14 protein-coding genes are annotated in these 15548 nt (G+C 39.6%); all 14 read right to left on the bottom strand.

The window, feature by feature from the left end:
* Window positions 1-80: 80 nt before the first annotated feature.
* Window positions 81-944 carry a 4-hydroxy-tetrahydrodipicolinate synthase gene (gene dapA / locus KK060_RS00125; protein ID WP_254151362.1) on the bottom strand — a complete coding sequence of 288 codons (864 nt, stop codon included), beginning with the start codon at window positions 942-944 and terminating at the stop codon, window positions 81-83.
* A gap of 107 nt (window positions 945-1051) precedes the next feature.
* Complete coding sequence (locus KK060_RS00130; RefSeq protein ID WP_254151363.1) at window positions 1052-1558, bottom strand: DUF6913 domain-containing protein; 507 nt, start codon at window positions 1556-1558, stop codon at window positions 1052-1054.
* 19 nt (window positions 1559-1577) lie between these two features.
* Window positions 1578-3587, bottom strand: coding sequence for an NAD-dependent DNA ligase LigA (gene ligA / locus KK060_RS00135; protein ID WP_254151364.1), 2010 nt, complete (start codon window positions 3585-3587; stop codon window positions 1578-1580).
* A gap of 105 nt (window positions 3588-3692) precedes the next feature.
* Complete coding sequence (locus KK060_RS00140; protein ID WP_254151365.1) at window positions 3693-5456, bottom strand: M1 family metallopeptidase; 1764 nt, start codon at window positions 5454-5456, stop codon at window positions 3693-3695.
* 184 nt (window positions 5457-5640) lie between these two features.
* Window positions 5641-6084, bottom strand: a complete 444-nt coding sequence (locus KK060_RS00145) for a hypothetical protein (RefSeq protein ID WP_254151366.1) — start codon at window positions 6082-6084, stop codon at window positions 5641-5643.
* Between the two features lie 2 nt (window positions 6085-6086).
* Window positions 6087-6503, bottom strand: coding sequence for a hypothetical protein (locus KK060_RS00150; RefSeq protein WP_254151367.1), 417 nt, complete (start codon window positions 6501-6503; stop codon window positions 6087-6089).
* 34 nt (window positions 6504-6537) lie between these two features.
* Complete coding sequence (locus KK060_RS00155; RefSeq protein WP_254151368.1) at window positions 6538-7077, bottom strand: RNA polymerase sigma factor; 540 nt, start codon at window positions 7075-7077, stop codon at window positions 6538-6540.
* An 84-nt stretch (window positions 7078-7161) separates the two neighbouring features.
* Window positions 7162-8241, bottom strand: coding sequence for an aminotransferase class V-fold PLP-dependent enzyme (locus KK060_RS00160; protein ID WP_254151369.1), 1080 nt, complete (start codon window positions 8239-8241; stop codon window positions 7162-7164).
* A gap of 301 nt (window positions 8242-8542) precedes the next feature.
* On the bottom strand, window positions 8543-9367 hold the full coding sequence (locus KK060_RS00165) for an ion transporter (protein ID WP_254151370.1): 825 nt from the start codon (window positions 9365-9367) through the stop codon (window positions 8543-8545).
* A 3-nt stretch (window positions 9368-9370) separates the two neighbouring features.
* A complete protein-coding gene (gene serA / locus KK060_RS00170) occupies window positions 9371-11263 on the bottom strand; it encodes a phosphoglycerate dehydrogenase (RefSeq protein WP_254151371.1) in 1893 nt (630 codons plus the stop codon).
* A 107-nt stretch (window positions 11264-11370) separates the two neighbouring features.
* Window positions 11371-11799: an arsenate reductase ArsC gene (locus tag KK060_RS00175; RefSeq protein ID WP_254151372.1), complete on the bottom strand. Its 429-nt coding sequence runs from the start codon at window positions 11797-11799 to the stop codon at window positions 11371-11373.
* Window positions 11800-11804: 5 nt separating this feature from the next.
* Entirely contained in the window at window positions 11805-12242 is a 438-nt protein-coding gene (gene arsN2 / locus KK060_RS00180) for an arsenic resistance N-acetyltransferase ArsN2 (protein WP_254151373.1), read from the bottom strand.
* 89 nt (window positions 12243-12331) lie between these two features.
* On the bottom strand, window positions 12332-13285 hold the full coding sequence (locus KK060_RS00185; protein ID WP_254151374.1) for a transketolase family protein: 954 nt from the start codon (window positions 13283-13285) through the stop codon (window positions 12332-12334).
* A 273-nt stretch (window positions 13286-13558) separates the two neighbouring features.
* A complete protein-coding gene (locus tag KK060_RS00190; protein ID WP_254151375.1) occupies window positions 13559-15460 on the bottom strand; it encodes a beta-N-acetylhexosaminidase in 1902 nt (633 codons plus the stop codon).
* Window positions 15461-15548 lie beyond the last annotated feature (88 nt).

Raw genomic sequence — 15548 nt, forward strand, 5'->3', positions numbered from 1 at the left:
GGAAGTAGAACCTATCTAAATATTTATCGAAAAATGATTAAAAGAACCTTGTCTACTAAAAGATAAAAGACCGGTTCTCCTTAAACCATCGCGTTTGAAATCTTTTTGCTTAACGCAGATGAGGCCTTCGCCAACGGTAATCGTACAGCCGCAGAACAAATTTCCAGTTGAGACAAAAGCTCTTTAAGACCTACGGGATTCCCCTCTTCATACATCGGGCCATTCACTTCAAGCAGCTTAAACAATTCCTGACTTGCTTTGCCATAATCTCCTGAGAATGAGAAGTCTTTCATCTTTCTGAAAATTACCGGATAAGCATTAGCCAGAACAGAAATTACGCCCTTGCCGCCAATTGAGTAGATAGGTACAGTAAGCATATCATCTCCAGAAATCAGGAGGAAATCTTTCGGAGCATATTTTGCAATTCGCATGCATTGCTCCAGGTTTCCGGAAGCCTCTTTAATGCCGATAATGTTCTTGTGCTCCGCAAGACGCAGGGTAGTCTCAGCTGTGACATTTGATGCCGTTCTTCCTGGCACGTTATACAAAATAACAGGAACAGGAGAAGCATCAGCAATGGCTTTAAAATGCTGGTATATTCCTTCCTGTGATGGCTTGTTGTAATATGGGCTTACGGATAAAATAGCGGTTACTCCCCCTAAATCCGTTTCCTTCAGCGCATCAAGAATTTCCTGGGTATTGTTACCCCCCAATCCGTAAACAATGGGTAATGCCTTTGTGTTGTTTGCCTTAACAAATTGCAGTATTGATTTTTTTTCTTCTTTAGATACAGTAGCAGATTCACCGGTTGTGCCCATTACAACGTAATAATCAACACCTTTTGCTGTGTGGCTTAAAAGTTTCTTTAAACCTTTATAATCCACTTCAAGCTTTTCCGTAAAAGGAGTGATGAGTGCTACACCTGTTCCAAATAGTTTTTTCATTTCGGTAAATCAATAATTCTTTAAAATTGGGGTTCAAGTATAACTAAAAATCAGGTTTGTAAGTTGCTACTGATCAAGATAGTTAATGAGTTTAATGAAATAATCAGTTAACGCAGGGTGGTTGTATATTTATAAATGTCTTCAATTAAAGCCTTAAGTCCACCATCTTGTTTAATCATAAGTTCAAAGTATGGCTCACCGCCTTCAAAGAATTTACCTACCCTGCATTTGGCTTTACTTTTGGCTAAGAGGTGTAGGGTGAACGGATTTGGGGCAGCGTCTAAATACAATAAAAAGTCGAACGGTATTTGCGCAAATCTATTGGCACTTTCTGATATTATACTTCCCCAGAAGTTAAGATCTTTCTCAGAAAAACAATCAAATAAGAATTCGTGGTTAGACATATCCTTGCGCAGGAACGTCATCACCTTTACATGTTTACCATCCTGTTCAAGCTTTTTTACAAACTCCTTAATTTCGTCATGCCTCGACTTGTCTTCAGCTGTAAAGACTATACCGATCAGGTCAGCTTGCGGGTAGGGGATGGTTGAACGTGAAGCAAGCCGTTGTTTAAGAAGTCTTTTGGTTTTGAATTTCAGAAGGTTATGACGCATGATCAAAAGTAATAATTACTTAGCTATTGAGTAGTTTTTCAAAGTCGTTTTCGGTAATAATAGTAACACCGAGTTTCTCGGCCTTCTCTCTTTTTGAGGGCCCCATGTTGTCTCCTGCTAAAAGATAATCTAACTTCCCTGATACTGCAGATAAAACTCTTCCACCGTTCTTAAGGATAATATCTTTAAGTTGATCGCGGTCATATTTTTCAAAAGTGCCCGAAATTACAAAGGACTTGTTTCCTAATACGTCACTTTCTTTTTCAGGTTCTTTTTCGTCTGACTGAAAATTCAAGCCAGCTTGTTTTAACCTTTGAATCTCAAACTGATTTTCGGGCTTTTGAAAAAAGTCGAATACACTTTTAGCAATCTTCTCGCCAACTTCAGGTGCATTCATTAACTCTTCATAAGAAGCTTTAGCAAGTATATCGATGTTCTTGAAGTAACGAGCCAACTTCTCCGCAACTGTTTTTCCAACATAGCGTATTCCTATTGCAAACAGAACACTTTCAAAAGGTCTTTCTTTTGATGCGGCAATTCCATCTAATAAATTCTTGGCTGATTTATCTTTGAAACCTTCCAATCGTAACACATCCTCTTTTTTCAGATCATACAGATCGGCCGGTGTCTTTGCTAATCCCAGCGAGTAAAGCTGATCAATGGTGCGTTCGCCCAGTGATTCAATATCCATCGCCTTGCGTTGTATAAAGTGTTCTATTCTTCCTTTAATCTGCGGAGGGCAACCTGTAACATTGGGACAGTAGTAAGCCGCTTCACCTTCAATTCTGTATAGCTTAGAACCACATTCCGGGCACTTATCTATATACTTAATTACTTCGCAACTATCATCTCTTTTTGAAAGGTCTATACCAGTGACCTTTGGGATAATCTCGCCACCTTTTTCAACAAAAACATAATCACCAATTCTTAGGTCAAGCCTGGCAATTTCATTAGCGTTATGAAGCGATGCCCGCTTAACTGTAGTACCAGCGAGAAAGATTGGTTCTAACACTGCCACAGGAGTTACTGCACCTGTGCGGCCTACCTGGTAAGTAATGCCGTTAAGCCGGGTGCTCATACTCTGAGCCTTGTACTTATAGGCTATTGCCCATCGGGGACTTTTGGCTGTAAATCCTAATTGTTCTTGTTGTTCAATGCTGTTGATTTTAATAACGACGCCATCTGTTTCAAGCGGCAATTCTAGTCTTTTGAATTCCCATTCTTTAAGATAGTCTATAACATCCTGAATGGAACCGCATTTCTTGTATGTTGGAGATACATTGAACTTCCAGGACTCAAGTTTTTTTATACCTGATTCATGCGTATGGACATCAGGGTCTCCGAGAAGTGAGTAAACGTAACAGTCTAATTTGCGACGAGCGACTTCGCCAGAGTCTTGCATTTTAACTGTTCCGGCTGCTGTATTTCTAGCGTTGGCGTATCGCTCTTCACCAACATCTTCACGTTCTTTATTAAGCTTTGTAAAAACTTCTTTTGGAAGAAATACTTCACCACGTACTTCGAAGATTTCAGGTATGTCTTTGGCTTTGATCACCAAAGGAACATTTCTGATTGTTTTAACATTGGTAGTTACATCGTCGCCCCGAACACCATCACCCCGTGTAACCCCTCTTACGAGAACTCCCTTCTCATAGATGAGGCTCATTGAGACACCATCGAATTTTAATTCGCAGAAGTACTCATACTTTTCACCATCAAGACCTTTTGCTATACGCCTGTCAAACTCAATAAGGTCTTCTTCGCTATATGTATTTCCCAGCGATAACATGGGATAGCGATGCTGAACTGAGATGAACTCTTTTGTTATAGTTCCGCCAACACGTTGGGTGGGAGAGTCAGGCTGGATAAATTCAGGAAACTGTTTCTCAAGATTGATCAGTTTTTCGAGCAACTGATCAAATTCATAATCACTGATTTCTGTTTTATTTTTCTGATAGTATAAATCATTGTGATAATTTATTCTACCAGTTAATTCCTGAATTGCTAATCTGGCTTCTTCTGCTGTCATGTTCCAAATTTAAAAGCATAAAGTAAAAAAGCAGAAAGCCCAACGGACATTTTATTATGTTCCGTGTTGTACTTTCTGCTTTTGCCCTTAAGCCCTGATGAGGCTTTATTTTGTTTGGTTGTGGTAGGCCTGTAAGCCTTGACCAAGGTCAGCCTTGTTGTTCTTTCTTTCGATATCCGCAAGTCGGAGGGTTGAATCTATTTCAATAGTTTCAATTTCTGAGGCTTTGCGATTTATCTTTAAAGTATAGTTAGGGTTAACCCAAGGCCATGCTTCAAGGTCGTTTCTCTGGATCGATTTATCTTCGATCGGTTTACTTCCTAACGTTTCATTTAACGGGATGTAGAACAACTCTTTGCTTCCATCTTTATAGGTTACGAGTAAGTCGACTGGCATCGGAAACTCACCCAATCTTTCCAATGTAACGAACGTTCCGGTTCCATTTTCAATTACGTTTTTAATTCCGTAATCAATACGCTTTGTTGTATTCACTATGTAGTTTAAATACCACTTAAGTTGCATACCGGAAGTTTTTTCCATGATGCGAATGAAATCGTTAGGCTCAGGATGTTTAAACTTCCACGTATTATAATACCTGCGCATACCTTTATAGAAGTTCTCTGTACCAACAATGTATTTTAGTTGATGAAGCAGTACTGTTCCGAGGCTGTAAGCTGCAATACCATAGGCTCTGTTTGTTGTATAGTGGTCTGAGTGTTGACTGGCAGGCTCTTGCAAACCGCTTTTTATCAACGCGAAGTACCCGCCGTAGCTACCCATGTGAGGATTAGCTTCGTTAAACATATAGGCCATGGATTCATTGCTTGCAAAATCAGTAAAGCCTTCGTCAAGCCATGGATAAAGTGATTCGTTGGAAGCAAGCACGCCCTGGTACCAGCTGTGGGCTGCTTCGTGTGCTGTCACACCAACAAGACTACCCAAGCTGCGTTCTCCGGTAATTAGTGTACACATCGGATACTCCATGCCCCCATCACCACCTTGAATAATTGAATAAGTTTCGTAAGGATATTTACCGAAGGTGCGGTTCATGAAGTCGAAATGCTTGGCAGCATAGTCTTTTAACTTCGTCCAATTCTCAGTTGTTTTCTCTCCTGGTTGGTAAAAAAAGTGAAGCTCCGGACCGTTGGGTACCTGTATCTTTTCATGTTTGTAGTCAGGATCTGCGGCCCATGCAAAATCGTGAACATTTTTAGCAATAAAGTGCCAGGTAAGATCACCTTCTTGTCTGTTTACAGCTGATCCAGGTTTTTCATAACCGTGGCCAACTTTATCAGGATTCTGAAGTTTGCCTGTTCCACCAATAACAAAGGTTGGGTCGATTGTTATTTTAACATCAAAATCTCCCCAAACACCGTGAAATTCGCGGGCTACATACTGATAAGCATGCCATCCCTGAAAATCAAATTCAGCAATCTTGGGATACCATTGGGTCATAGAATAAGCAATACCTTCACGACTGTTTCTTCCGGATCTTCTGATCTGAATTGGTACTTGCGCCTCAAACTTCATGTCGAGAACAGTTTTTGCCCCGGGAAGAACAGGTTTATTTAAAGTTACTTCGAGAATGGTACCATTTGTCGAGTAGCTGATATCTTTACCATCCTGTTTCAGATTCTGGATGTGCTGATAACCGATCTCATCATCCTTCAATTTCGAAATTCTTTCGCCTACACGTGGATCAGGATCCATAATGTTCCTGGATCGGACATCCATCATGCTTCCGGGTTGAAAAGCATTGAAGTACAGATGATAGTAAACTTTGTTAAGTGTATCTTTTGAATTGTTGTAGTAGGTAAGTTTCTGCGAACCAGTGACCTTATGGGTCTTAACATCCAGTTTTACATCCATCACATACTCTGCGCGCTGCTGCCAACGGTCCTGGGCGTTTACAAAGCAAAATGCTAAGAGTAATAAACAAGTTAGACGTAATTTAATTTGGGTTTTGATAAGTAATGATTGGAAAATATTTACACACTTTAATTTAACAAAGGTTTTATTTGAAGAGCGGCAATCATTGATGACTTAAACTAACTTAGCGGTTATTGCGCTGCCTTCGTGCCGGCGTTTGCCCTTGTTGAATGCGCTTGAGGAGGAGCCGTTTAAAATCAGCTTCAGCGTGTCTTAGCTCAATAAGTTGTTGTTCAGTAATTACTTTAAGAAATCGTGCGGAATACTGCTTTTCAAGATCGAGTGCTTGCTGCCTTAATTCAAGGTTATCAGCAGGATTGTTTCGGATTTTTCGAAAGATACTCCTTCTCTTATCAGTAAATTCATTATACAAAGGCCAAAACTTTTCGGCCTGCTCTGGTGTAAGAGAAACTTTGTCTGTAATATAAGCAATGTGAGCCGCTCTTATTTTCTCGCGGACATTTACATCAACAGGTGCATGATCTTCCTGGAGATCCTCTTCTGTGTTTTGACCCAGCACAGGTATGGCCAGTAGTGCAAGTAAAAAAATCTTTAGCAGTGCCTTCATTTTTATAAGGTGTCTTGATTTAATTCATTTAAATCTTCGAGCATGAGATCATTAATCTGAAACTGAAAAGCTTCATTTTCTATTTCCTCTGCATCTGTATCGCTAAATTCTATGATAGCAAAAATTTCATCGCTGGATAATTCGGTTTCATCTAAGTATGAAATTAATTCTTCTGTAGAAACAGAGGCTAGCATTTCTTCCGGGCTAATGGTAGCAGGAGATGGTTTTAATAGAAAAATTATTAATGTAGCTATCGCCAACAATGGTACAGCATATTGTAATCGCCATCGCCAAAAGAAAGAAACATGATTGACACGAGGCGATATTATCTTGTCCTGAATTTTAGACGGAAGCTTTTCAAAATACCCTTCCGGTACTGCGAAAATTTGCTTTTTAGGTATGTCTTCCAGTTTTTTCATCTTCTATATTTTGACTATTTAAGCTAAACAAAGTTTAATTCCCTTGAAGATATTCTTCAATCTTCTTTACTGCGTGGTGATAACTTGCCTTTAAAGCCCCTACGCTTGTTTGTGTAATCTCTGCTATTTCCTCATAAGACAAGTCGTCAAAATATTTCATATTGAAAACAATACGTTGCTTATCGGGTAATTTAAGCAGTGCCTTTTGCAGTTTGAGCTGAATTTCATCGCTGGTAATGTGAGAACTACTATCAAGCTTTTGTGATAGTTCAGCGGCGACATCACCAATGGGAAGAAAAAACTTTCGTTTCTTACGTTGCAAAAAGCTGAGGCACTCATTTGTCGCTATCCGGTAGATCCAGGTATATAGTTGCGAGTCTTCCCGGAAGTTGTCAATGTATCTGAATATCTTGATAAAAATATCCTGTGTGATGTCGTCCGCGTCGTCGTGATCAATAACCATCTTACGCACAAGCCAATAAACCCTTTGCTGGTACTCTCGTACCAGAAGATTAAACCCGTAATTCTTAGTTTCGGGGTTTCGAAGCTTGGCTATTAAATCACTATCTTCCAAAAAGCTTGCAGGGCTAAAACCGGAAGTTAGACATTAAAAAGTTATTGAGGTTTAATGACTGAATCAGCATTAAGTAATTATTTGTTAACCCTGAAACGCGGCGAGTGAGTCTACAAGGAGCTCATACTGTTCTTTTGAATGTGCGGGAAAATTCGCGAATCTTAATTGCGTCTTCTTAGAAGATCCGTAACCATCACCAGGCTGCAATCCCTTCTCCAATAAGAACTTTGTCAGTTTCTCCGTATGGTTTTGGCAATCAGCAACAATAACCGTTTTGGATTGAGCATTCTTGTCTTTTACAAAAGGGGAGAGGAGTGCATGCTGTTCTAATGCATGATACAAGATGGCCGCTTTATAGTCTGTTTCTCTGCGTATTGTATCAATTCCTTTTCTAAGAAAATCCTGTATAATTTTATTTAGAAGATATATACCTAAAACATTCGGAGTTTCAGGTGTCTGATTTTTAGCTGCATTAGCGACTAAGGTTGGTATGTTGTGATAAGAACCAATAGAAATTCCTTTTTTTAAAAGAGCTTCAGCCTTTTCAATACAATGCTGGTTTACAATCCAGACACCTAGACCGGCAGGTAAGCCAAAACCTTTTTGAACTGAAAAAAACACACTATCTATTTTGGAAAAATCAAATTGAGGATAAGGCATAGACGACACCACATCTACCACTACCAGCGCCTGTTTATTCTTTTCTTTGAATTGATTAATAAATTCTATCGGTAGTACAACACCGGTACTGGTTTCATTATGCGTAACGGCAATTAATTCTGTGTTATCCTGTACCGAAATCTCTCCGGTAAATCCTTCTCCTTCTTTTGCTTCTAGTTTTTCAGCTTTTTTATTTAACTGAATTGCTATTTCGTGAAATCTTTTTGAGAAAGATCCGTTTATAAGATGAAAAGATTTTTCTGCAACAAGATTCTGGATGATTCTTTCCCATACTTCTGTAGCTGACGAGGTAAAGAAAATGTAAAAGTTATCCGGAATACTAAGCAATTGTCGCAAGCCGTCAGTTGTTTCTTTACTGATCTGTTCAAATTGTTTACTTCTATGAGAGATAGAAGGAATGCCTTCTTTGAAGGCTTGGCGTGCATGATCGCTCACTGTAAAGTAGAGCTGCGAAGGGCCAGGAGTAAAATTTGTATGGATCATAATTGACGTTGCAAAAGTAAAATTTGCTTACGTAAAAAATACATTTTTCACAAGATTGAAGTGAAATAGTGTTTTGTCTATGTTCGCGATAGAATTCCACTTGGATTTGGGACACGTTTGCTGAACCTAACACTTTAAACAATACCGAGTGAAGCTTACGATCAAAACCAGGCCTCACCCCGACTTGTCGGGGCCTCGCCCAAAAAGCAGGATAACAGAAGAAGGTTGCGATTGATAGCAGCTCAAAACTTGTCTTTTATGGGGTTCAGAAACACCTCACCAAATCCAGTGGTTTTTTAATTTAATTCAACAGATGCCCGCAAAACTTGCAGTAAGTGGCATCAACATCGTGGCCTTCTCTAAAGCAATTCGGACAAACCTGTCCTGATATTTTCTCCGTGTTTTTTAATTGAATCATTTCTGCAGAAACAATTCCTGTAGGTACTGCTATAATGCCGTAGCCTAAAATCATTATGAAAGATGCGACGGTTTGTCCTAAAGAGGTTTGTGGCGCTATATCGCCATAACCAACAGTGGTCATAGTTACAATAGCCCAATAAATGCTTCTCGGTATACTTGTAAACCCGTGTTCTGGGCCTTCAATAATGAACATTACAGTACCTGTAATGATAACAGAAGTTAATACAGTGAATAGGAATACAATTATCTTATGTTGACTGGCCTTTAGTGCTCTTATTAAATTCTGTCCTTCTCCAACGTAGCGCGGGAGTTTTAGAATTCTGAATATGCGCAGAAGTCTGATGCTCCTGATAACCATCAAAGAGTGGGCACTTGCAAATATTAGTGCGAGGTAAGTCGGGAGGATCGACAGCAAATCAACAATGCCAAAGAAGCTGAGTACGTACTTTTTTTTGTTGAGAACAGTCCATAGCCTTGCAAGGTATTCAAGGGTGAAAATAAGGGTAAAGCACCATTCAGTTATTCTAAACCAAAAGCCGTATTGCTCTCTTAACGGTTCAACGCTTTCGAGAATAATAACTATTACGCTTGATACAATACAAATAAGCAGGGCAATGTCAAACGTTCTACCCGCAGGTGTATCTGCTTCGAATACAGTTTCGTAAACTTTGAGGCGTAATCCGGAAAGCTTTTCTTTTGAATTCACTTCCTAATATAAGACTCTGAACTTAATTGTATTCTCAATTGAACGTAATTGTTTGATGACATCCTTATTGTATTCTTTATTAATGTCTGTAATTACGTATCCTATTGTCTCGTTGGTTTTCAGATATTGACCTACAATATTAATTCCATTGTCAGCAAGGACTTTATTTATCTTGGCCAGAATGCCAGGTACATTATGGTGAAGGTGAATGAGACGATGTGCGTTTTCAAGTTTAGGTAACGTAATATTAGGGAAGTTGACACTGTTTGATGTACTACCAGTGTTAATGTAATCCATTATTTTGGAAGGCACAAAGTTCCCTATGTTCTCCTGCGCCTCTAAGGTGCTGCCGCCAATATGCGGAGTAATGATTGTATTTGGTAAGCCTCTTAGTTCTGATTGGAACTCTTCGTCATTACTTACTGGTTCATAAGGGAAGACGTCGATGGCGCATCCTGCAACTTTACCGCTTAATATGTTTTCGCGAAGTGCTTGTATATCGACCACGTGCCCACGACTTAAGTTGATGAATATCACACCTCGCTTCATTAAACCAAATTCTCTTGAGCTGATAAGATTTGCATTCGATGCCCGACCATCAACATGCAACGAAACTACGTCTGCCTGTTTCAATACTTCGTCCATGCTTTTGCATTGTACGGCATTACCGAGGGAAAGTTTTTCTTCAGCATCGTAGTAAAGAACTTTCATTCCAATTGCTTCTGCAATAACAGAAAGTTGGGTGCCGATATTTCCATAGCCAATCAACCCCAATTTTTTACCGCGGATTTCGAAGCTTCCTTTTGCGGATTTATCCCATACGCCCTGGTGCATTTTTGCAGATTTATCAACGATGTTGCGCATAAGCATGATCATTTCAGCAACTGCCAGTTCTACAACTGAGCGCGTGTTGCTGAAAGGAGCATTAAATACAGCTACACCTTTTGCAGTAGCGGCTTTCAAATCAATTTGGTTTGTTCCGATGCAAAAGGCACCAATTACCATTAACCGATTTGCATGTTCCAAAACTTTGGCAGTGACCTGCGTTTTAGAACGTATGCCTAGAACAGAAACGTTTTTAATCTTTTGGATCAGTTCTTCCTCAGTCATTGCGGCGTGATAGGATTCGACGTTGAAACCTTCTGCCTTGAGTAGTGCTACAGCAACGGGATGAACATTTTCCAGAAGAAGAACATTAATTCTGTTCTTCGGATAAGAGATGGCAGTATTGAGTTTATTCAGGTATAAGAATTCATCAAGACTAGGTGTAATGTGATCGGCCTTATCAATGATATTCTCTCTTTCTACATTCTCAGTAAACGCATAGAACTTATTTGCTAAGCCAGCGTGTTTGATCTCATAATCTGTATACCCATCACCGATTACGTAAACATCACCAGGAAGACTCAGTTTTTTTAATTGCTCAACTTTACCATTATTGGCCGAAAGCGGATTATCAGTATCGAAGCCTATTACTTTGCCATCACTTCCAAACCGGAACTCATTAGCGAGAATATTTTCGGCCTTAATGCCAAATTCAGTTACAATGGGTTCAATAAACTCACGAAAACCATTGGAGATAATGTAAATGTTATCCGCATAGGTTTGAAAGAAGTCCTTGTTGCGCTTGAATGATTCAGAAACCTTTCCTTTTAATTCACTTACTAATGCTGGAAGGTGAGATTGAGAAGGAGCAAGTAGATTAAGTCTTTTTTCTAAAGACTCCCGAAAGGAGATAGAACCATTCATTCCCATGTTTGTAATTTCATGGATCTGTTTTTTTCGTTCTTCTTTTTCAGGGTGATCTTTCAGTGAAATGTCTGCAAGGACGTCAAAAGCTTCAACTTTGGTAAAGGTACTGTCGAAATCGATGACGAAATACTTATTTAATTTCATGCGCTGGTTGTAAAGCGCAAAGCTAAAATTGATTTATCATTATAAGATAGAAAAGACAGTATTTTTCTTTCAAAAATTATACTCCTAACGATTGATAGTTCAAATAGTTAGCTCGATACATTAACGTAATTTTTAAAGAAGTCGCTGGTATACTTTCTTATCATATCTCTTACTTTTCTGAATTCATTCATTACCTGCTCCTCAGTTCCGGTTGCTTTGGCAGGATCTGGAAAATTATGGTGGAAAGTTTTGACCTTAGCAGGGAAGTACGGACAGTTCTCTTTGGCATTGTCGCATACGGTTAATACAAAATCGAATTCAAGGTTCTTATATTCATTTACGTTGTTGGATGTGTGATGTGATATATCAATACCATCTTCCTTCATTATAGCAATAGCACGAGGGTTTACACCATGCGTTTCAATACCTGCGCTATAAACTTCCAGGTTGGCGTCACCAAAGAAATTAAGATAACCGTGAGCTATCTGGCTTCTGCAGGAGTTGCCAGTACATAAAACAAGGATCTTCTTTTTCATAGTAGTTAACAGTTATAGACCATTGCAATAGCGCTTGCAGGGCAAACGTGAGAGAACTCAGATGATACCTTTACTTCCGAAGGAACCTCGTCCCGGTTGATACTTGTAAAACCTTTCTTTGAGAAGAAACCTTGCGCAGTTTCGGTAAGCAGATAAATGGCTTTTAATTTTCTTTTATTTGCTTCATTCATCAAATATTCAGTGATGGTAGAGCCAACAGATTTGCCTCGGATTCCCAATTTCACGGATAGTGAACGCAGTAGTGCATACGGAGAGTAGATTTCAAGCGCGCCTGTGCCCACAAGTGAATCTCCTTCGTAATATCCCACGAGTAAATCTTTTTTGAAATTAAGATCGTCAGCAGGAAGGCTAGAGGATTTTAATAATGTTCTGAATTCTTCAAAACTCTTTTCATCATTAATGATCTTGTACACCAATTGCATATGCTTCAAGTTTTACATCTGAAATATGTAAAATAAAAAAAGGATGGTCAAATAGGCCATCCTCTTTTTATCGTAGTTTGAATTGACAATTATTTTTTGCGCTTCAATACTTTTTCAACTGATGCTACAATATTTTCGGTGCTTAATCCATATTTTTTCAGTAGTTGTGTTGGTGTTCCACTTTCTCCAAAAGAATCGTTTACCGCAACCATTTCAATAGGAGTAGGGCGGAATCTGCTAAGTACCTGCGCAACACTGTCGCCAAGACCACCGTTCATCTGATGCTCTTCAGCAGTTACAACACAACCTGTTTTTTCAACAGAGGTAAGTATAGCTTCAACATCCAACGGTTTAATGGTATGGATATTAATTACCTCGGCACTGATTCCTTTTTCGGCCAATATTGCTTCTGCTTCAATTGCGAACCAAACTAAATGACCACAGGCAAAAATGGTAACATCTTTACCTTCAATCATTTTATCTGCTTTACCAATAGTGAATGGTCTACCTGTAGTAAAGATCGGCCAGCTTGGTCTCCCAAAACGTAAGTAAGTTGGGCCAACATGGTCTCCTAAAGCGAGTGTTGCCACGCGTGTTTGTTCATAGTCACATGGCACGATAACTGTCATACCCGGCAGCATTTTCATCATTCCAATGTCCTCGAGGATCTGGTGGGTAGCACCATCTTCACCTAGTGTTAAGCCAGCGTGAGAAGCACAGATCTTAACGTTTTTGTCAGAATAAGCAATAGATTGACGAATTTGGTCATAGACACGACCTGTAGAGAAGTTTGCGAAGGTTCCTGTGAAAGGTATCTTTCCTCCTATGGTCATTCCGGCAGCCATTCCCATCATGTTTGCTTCAGCAATGCCGACCTGGTAGAAGCGCTCAGGAAAATCTTTCTTAAAGGCGTCCATTTTAAGAGAGCCAGTAAGGTCAGCACATAGCGCAACTACATTTGGGTTTTTCTTACCTAGTTCATGCAAACCTGCACCAAAGCCAGAACGTGTATCTTTTTTTTCTGTGAATGAGAACTTCATCATGGTAATTAGAATTGAAAAAAATGCTTCGCGAAAGTCGTAAAATAATTCTGTTTTGCCAGCACCTTTCCGAGAATCTGTTAATGTTTGTTAAAATTTAATAAATCCCCCAATTGGTTTCAAACCCTTTAAAAACAGGGCCGTAATGGTTGTTAAACGAAACAACCCCATGAAAGAACCAGCACACAACAACCGCAATCTTTGGATACTCTTTCTGATTTGCCTATTGATAGCCCTAATACCCTGGGTCGTTTTATCTCTCGCATAAAGCGTAAACTACCTGCCTCTTTTTGTCAGGTCTTCCGTTTTCAAGGAGATCAACCTCCCAATAGGCTTTCCGTTTTTGTAGGTTATTACCCTGAAATTGTCGGCTCCATCTGGGTAAACCAGAGGACCTTTTGTATATGCGGGGGAATATTTGCCAGGGATGGTATTATCTACGGTGTAATGGATCGTTAATCCTTCTACTTCTGTTGAAAGCTCAATTGTAAGTTGAGTACCTTTCTTTTTTACATTGATGATTGGGTCATATAAACTTGTTGAATAGTTGATGTTTGCAAAATCAAACCTTTTAAAATGATCTTCTACTTTGGGAATAAAGTTGCTCCAGTTCTTTCTGTATTTAGGCGACCATAGGGATTCAGAGACTGCAAATGCCCTTGGATAGGTCATGTATTCAACCTGATGGGTAGTTGGTATCTGTTCCGTCCAGAGGTTGCCCTGACCGCCCAATATAAATGTTGAATCAACACCTGCAGGAAGTGGTTCATGTGCATATGTATCTTTTAACCTTGCATAGTTATAGATAGGGGGTTCAATAGAAGGTTCGCCTTGCCCCATATCCAGGTAGTACATTGGATTAGGGCTCATTACTACCTGGTGTTTCTGATGAGCAGCCTCAATACCACCCTTTGTACCACGCCAGCTCATTACAGCTGCACCAGGAGCCAGACCTCCTTCAAGTATCTCATCCCAGCCAATAACTTTTTTGTTTTTGTCCATGATAAGTTTTGTTAACCGCTTTGTGAAGTAGCTCTGTAGCTCTTCGGCATTTTTTATCTTGTTGGCTTTCATGAAGGCAGTAACTTTAGGATCTTTCTCCCAATAGCCTTTATAGCATTCGTCTCCTCCAATGTGAATGAACTCAAATGGGAATAGTGTAGCTACTTCAGTAAAAACTTTGTCAAGAAATTTATAAACGTTCTCGTCAGCCGGGTTAAGGGTATTATCAATATGCATTGTAAATTTTCCATTGCCATGCCAGGTAGAGAACTTGCTACCAGGGTTTACTTTTATTGTTGTATCTTTTGTTACGCAAAGTTCCGGATAAGCTGCCAATGCTGCCATGCTATGACCGGGTACATCTATTTCCGGGAGAATTTCTATATAACGCTCCTTTGCATATTGCACTACTTCTTTAATATCATCCTGTGTATAAAAGCCGCCTTCAGTAGGTTTTTCTCCCGGTTTGGGAGGTTCATTTGTTCCGAAATGTCCTACACGAGGTACGCGCCAGGCACCTACAGAAGTAAGTCTTGGAAGGGCTTTGATCTCAACTCTCCATCCTTGGTCGTCAGTTAAATGCCAGTGAAAGCGGTTAAATTTATAGCGCGCCATCTGATCAATATAATTCTTCACGTATTCTTTTGGAAAGAAGTGCCGACTAACATCAAGCATAATTCCTCGCCAGGAGAAACGTGGGTAATCAACAATGGATACAAGGGGAATTTGCCAACTTACATTGCTTACTTTCTGTTTGCTTTCGATCTCATCAGGTAATAATTGAACCAGTGTTTGAAGACCATAGAAGATACCAGTGGCATTGTTTGCCTTGATGGTGATAAGGTTTGATGTGGCATCAAGGGTATAGCCTTCCTGGCCAATAATAGTTTCAGGCTTTTGATTAATTATTAGTTGAATACCTGCGTTACCACTGTTTGCAGTAGACAATGTTAAACCTGAAGCAGTTTGTAACTTTTCTATAAACATACGGGCGCTACGTGTCACTTCCGGCTCGCCTCCTGGAATTATGAGGGCAGTTTTACTATTAAACACGAAGGTGCCCGGATTTTTCTTTAGCTGCACTGGTTCAGGAATGACAGATATGTCCTGAGAAAAGATAGGGTTACAAATGCAGAGTAATACGATGATTACAACATAACGTCCCGATAGTTTCATTTACTGTGTGTTTATGGGTTATAAGTAAAGTTAATATTAAGAAGCAGTTGCCGGCAATCATAATTATTACTGCGTTATAAACAAAATA

The sequence above is a fragment of the Chryseosolibacter indicum genome, assembly GCF_018598585.1.
Lineage (GTDB): Bacteria > Bacteroidota > Bacteroidia > Cytophagales > Cyclobacteriaceae > Chryseosolibacter > Chryseosolibacter indicus.

Excerpts from the sequence above, each read along its gene's own strand:
- KK060_RS00130 (WP_254151363.1), bottom strand. The coding sequence starts at position 1,558 with ATGCGTCATAACCTTCTGAAATTCAAAACCAAAAGACTTCTTAAACAA.
- KK060_RS00160 (WP_254151369.1), bottom strand. The coding sequence starts at position 8,241 with ATGATCCATACAAATTTTACTCCTGGCCCTTCGCAGCTCTACTTTACA.
- arsN2 (WP_254151373.1), bottom strand. The coding sequence starts at position 12,242 with ATGCAATTGGTGTACAAGATCATTAATGATGAAAAGAGTTTTGAAGAA.
- KK060_RS00145 (WP_254151366.1), bottom strand. The coding sequence starts at position 6,084 with ATGAAGGCACTGCTAAAGATTTTTTTACTTGCACTACTGGCCATACCT.
- KK060_RS00150 (WP_254151367.1), bottom strand. The coding sequence starts at position 6,503 with ATGAAAAAACTGGAAGACATACCTAAAAAGCAAATTTTCGCAGTACCG.
- KK060_RS00175 (WP_254151372.1), bottom strand. The coding sequence starts at position 11,799 with ATGAAAAAGAAGATCCTTGTTTTATGTACTGGCAACTCCTGCAGAAGC.
- KK060_RS00140 (WP_254151365.1), bottom strand. The coding sequence starts at position 5,456 with ATGGATGTAAAACTGGATGTTAAGACCCATAAGGTCACTGGTTCGCAG.
- dapA (WP_254151362.1), bottom strand. The coding sequence starts at position 944 with ATGAAAAAACTATTTGGAACAGGTGTAGCACTCATCACTCCTTTTACG.
- KK060_RS00185 (WP_254151374.1), bottom strand. The coding sequence starts at position 13,285 with ATGATGAAGTTCTCATTCACAGAAAAAAAAGATACACGTTCTGGCTTT.
- KK060_RS00190 (WP_254151375.1), bottom strand. The coding sequence starts at position 15,460 with ATGAAACTATCGGGACGTTATGTTGTAATCATCGTATTACTCTGCATT.
- serA (WP_254151371.1), bottom strand. The coding sequence starts at position 11,263 with ATGAAATTAAATAAGTATTTCGTCATCGATTTCGACAGTACCTTTACC.
- ligA (WP_254151364.1), bottom strand. The coding sequence starts at position 3,587 with ATGACAGCAGAAGAAGCCAGATTAGCAATTCAGGAATTAACTGGTAGA.